The organism is Streptomyces sp. NPDC058964 (genome assembly GCF_042741275.1).
Lineage (GTDB): Bacteria > Actinomycetota > Actinomycetes > Streptomycetales > Streptomycetaceae > Streptomyces.
Genome location: NZ_JBHYKH010000778.1, coordinates 1 through 2,882 on the forward strand (window position 1 = coordinate 1; position 2,882 = coordinate 2,882).

At 69.1% G+C, this 2,882-nt stretch carries 3 protein-coding genes; 1 reads left to right on the top strand and 2 read right to left on the bottom strand.

The genetic code is table 11. The features are described 5' to 3' along the window. Positions 1-164 precede the first annotated feature (164 nt). Positions 165-902: a ribonuclease PH gene (gene rph, locus ACFW2E_RS44585; protein WP_384477234.1), complete on the bottom strand. Its 738-nt coding sequence runs from the start codon at positions 900-902 to the stop codon at positions 165-167. Between the two features lie 81 nt (positions 903-983). Next, positions 984-1,217, bottom strand: coding sequence for a PTS glucose/sucrose transporter subunit IIB (locus ACFW2E_RS44590; protein WP_263209201.1), 234 nt, complete (start codon positions 1,215-1,217; stop codon positions 984-986). 187 nt (positions 1,218-1,404) lie between these two features. On the opposite strand from ACFW2E_RS44590, the gene ACFW2E_RS44595 reads away from it, so the two are divergent. Further along, a complete protein-coding gene (locus ACFW2E_RS44595) occupies positions 1,405-2,703 on the top strand; it encodes a PTS transporter subunit EIIC (protein WP_384477238.1) in 1,299 nt (432 codons plus the stop codon). The last annotated feature ends 179 nt before the right edge of the window (positions 2,704-2,882 follow it).

Here is a 2,882-nt window from a genome sequence, read left to right on the forward strand (position 1 = left end):
CTTCGGTTGCGGAACGCGCCAATCTTGCGGCGCCACCCCCTGGATCGCCGGGCCACCGGCGGTTGGCGTGGCGCCCGTACCCATAGGGACGCCCGGGAGGCCGCGGGGGTTGCCGCCCGACGGCCCCGTCCTTTGGGGTTCCCTTTACTTCTGCTTGTCTCTCCTTACTTCTCCAGGGCCGCTTCCAGTGCGGCGCGCTGGATGGCGGTGAGCTCCGTGCAGCCGGTGACGGCCAGGTCGAGCAGCGCGTCGAGCTCCTCGCGGGCGAAGGGCTCGGCCTCGGCCGTGCCCTGGACCTCGACGAACCGGCCGTCGCCGGTGCAGACGACGTTCATGTCGGTCTCGGCCTTCACGTCCTCCTCGTAGCAGAGGTCGAGGAGGGGGACTCCGCCGACGATGCCGACCGAGACCGCCGAGACCGTGCCGGTCAGCGGCTGGCGGCCGGCCTTGATCAGCTTCCGGCCCCGGGCCCAGGAGACCGCGTCGGCCAGCGCCACGTACGCGCCGGTGATGGCGGCGGTGCGGGTGCCGCCGTCGGCCTGGAGGACGTCGCAGTCCAGGACGATGGTGTTCTCGCCCAGGGCCTTGTAGTCGATGACCGCGCGCAGGGAGCGGCCGATGAGGCGGGAAATCTCGTGCGTACGGCCGCCGATCCTGCCCTTGACGGACTCTCGGTCGCCGCGGGTATTCGTGGCGCGGGGCAGCATGGAGTACTCCGCGGTGACCCAGCCCTCGCCGCTGCCCTTGCGCCAGCGGGGGACGCCTTCGGTGACCGAGGCCGTGCAGAAGACCTTGGTGTCGCCGAAGGAGATGAGGACGGAGCCCTCGGCATGCTTGCTCCAGCCGCGTTCGATGGTGACCGGGCGGAGCTGTTCGGGCGTGCGGCCGTCGATTCGAGACATGGCGACGAGCCTAGCCGTACATGCGAAGGGGGCCCGTCCCGCGTCGGGACGAGCCCCTCAGGGGTGAGCCGTGGGGCTCACTCACATCATGTCCTCGATCTCCGCGGCGATCGGGTCGGCGTCGGTGCCGATGACGACCTGGATCGCGGTGCCCATCTTGACGACGCCGTGGGCGCCGGCGGCCTTCAGGGCGGCCTCGTCGACCAGCGAGGGGTCGGAGACCTCGGTGCGCAGCCGGGTGATGCAGCCCTCGATCTCCTCGATGTTGTCGATGCCGCCGAGCCCGGCAACGATCTTCTCAGCCTTGGTGGCCATGATCCTTCTCCCTGATCCGAACCGCTTTGTCGCAGTAACCCACAGTTGGCCCATCTTCGCGAGCGGTCATGTCGTAGGTGCCCAATGATGACGTTCACGACAGCGGAACCGTCCGCCAACTGGTCTACACCACCCGGCGTACGCCCGCCAAACCCGCCCCGCAAACCGAGCGGCCCGGAGGACGCCCATGAGCGCCGAGAGCAGTGCGGGGAGCCGTGTCAGTCCCACGCGCGCCCGCTGGAACGCCCTGTTCCAGGGCCTGCAGAAGATGGGCCGCAGTCTGCAACTGCCGATCGCGGTGCTGCCCGCCGCGGGCCTGCTCATCGCGCTGAGCCAGCCCGGCCTGCTCGGCAAGGACGGGCTCGGCTGGACGCAGGTCGCGAAGGTGATGGCCGGTGCGGGCGGCGCGCTGCTGGACGGGTCCCTCGGCCTTCCGCTGCTGTTCTGCGTGGGCGTGGCGATCGGCATGGCCAAGAAGGCGGACGGCTCGACGGCGCTCGCGGCGGTGGCGGGCTTCCTCGTCTACTACGGCGTGCTGCGCCAGTTCCCGGAGGACTGTGCCGCGGGTTCGAGACCGGTGGCGACGGGCTGCCTTGTGAAGGACGGTACGGTGACCGCCTTCACGTACCAGAACCCGGGGGTCTTCGGCGGCATCGTCCTCGGTCTGATGGCGGCCTTCTTCTGGGCCCGCTTCCACCGCACGCGACTGGTGGACTGGCTCGGCTTCTTCAACGGCCGCCGGCTCGTCCCGATCATCATGGCGTTCGCCGCCGTCGTCTTCGCGGTGCTGTGCCTGTGGGTCTGGCCGCCGGTCGGGGGCGCGCTGGAGAGCTTCAGCAACTGGCTGAGCGATCTGGGCGCCGGGGGCGCGGGCCTGTTCGGCGTCGCCAACCGCGCGCTGCTGGTGATCGGACTGCACCAGTTCCTCAACGTGCCCATCTGGTTCCAGTTCGGCAGTTACACCAAACCCGACGGCACGGTCGTGCACGGCGACATCAACATGTTCCTGGCGGGCGACCCGGACGCGGGCCAGTTCACCTCGGGCTTCTTCCCCATCATGATGTTCGCGCTGCCCGCGGCCGCGCTGGCCATCACCCACTGCGCCAAACCGCACCGCCGCAAGGAGATCGGCGGTCTGATGCTCTCGGTGGCGCTGACCTCGTTCGTCACGGGTATCACCGAACCCCTCGAGTACTCCTTCCTCTTCGTCGCGCCCTTCCTGTACGTGGTGCACGCCCTGCTCACCGGTGTCTCGATGGCGGTCACCTGGGGGCTCGGGGTGCATGACGGCTTCAGCTTCTCCGCGGGGCTCATCGACTACGTCATCAACTGGCACCTCGCGACCAAGCCGTGGGCGATCATCCCGATCGGCCTGTGCTTCGCCGCCGTCTACTACGCCGCGTTCCGCTTCGCGATCACGAAGTTCGACCTGAAGACGCCGGGACGGGAGCCGGAGGACGAGGTCGAGGACGTCACGAAGCTCTAGACCGGGCGCACACAGCCCCCCACGCCCCCGATCCGGGCCTCTGGACCAGCCGCTCCGGGGGCCTTCGCCATGCCCCGCGCCGGGCCCGCCCGGTAGCCCAAATCGTTACGGGAATCGTGGGTTCCTTATGCCGCCTTCATCGTGCTACAACAGGTCTACACCACTGAGTGGTGTAGACC

Coding starts and splice junctions, on each gene's coding strand:
- rph (WP_384477234.1), bottom strand. CDS start 902: ATGTCTCGAATCGACGGCCGCACGCCCGAACAGCTCCGCCCGGTCACC.
- ACFW2E_RS44590 (WP_263209201.1), bottom strand. CDS start 1,217: ATGGCCACCAAGGCTGAGAAGATCGTTGCCGGGCTCGGCGGCATCGAC.
- ACFW2E_RS44595 (WP_384477238.1), top strand. CDS start 1,405: ATGAGCGCCGAGAGCAGTGCGGGGAGCCGTGTCAGTCCCACGCGCGCC.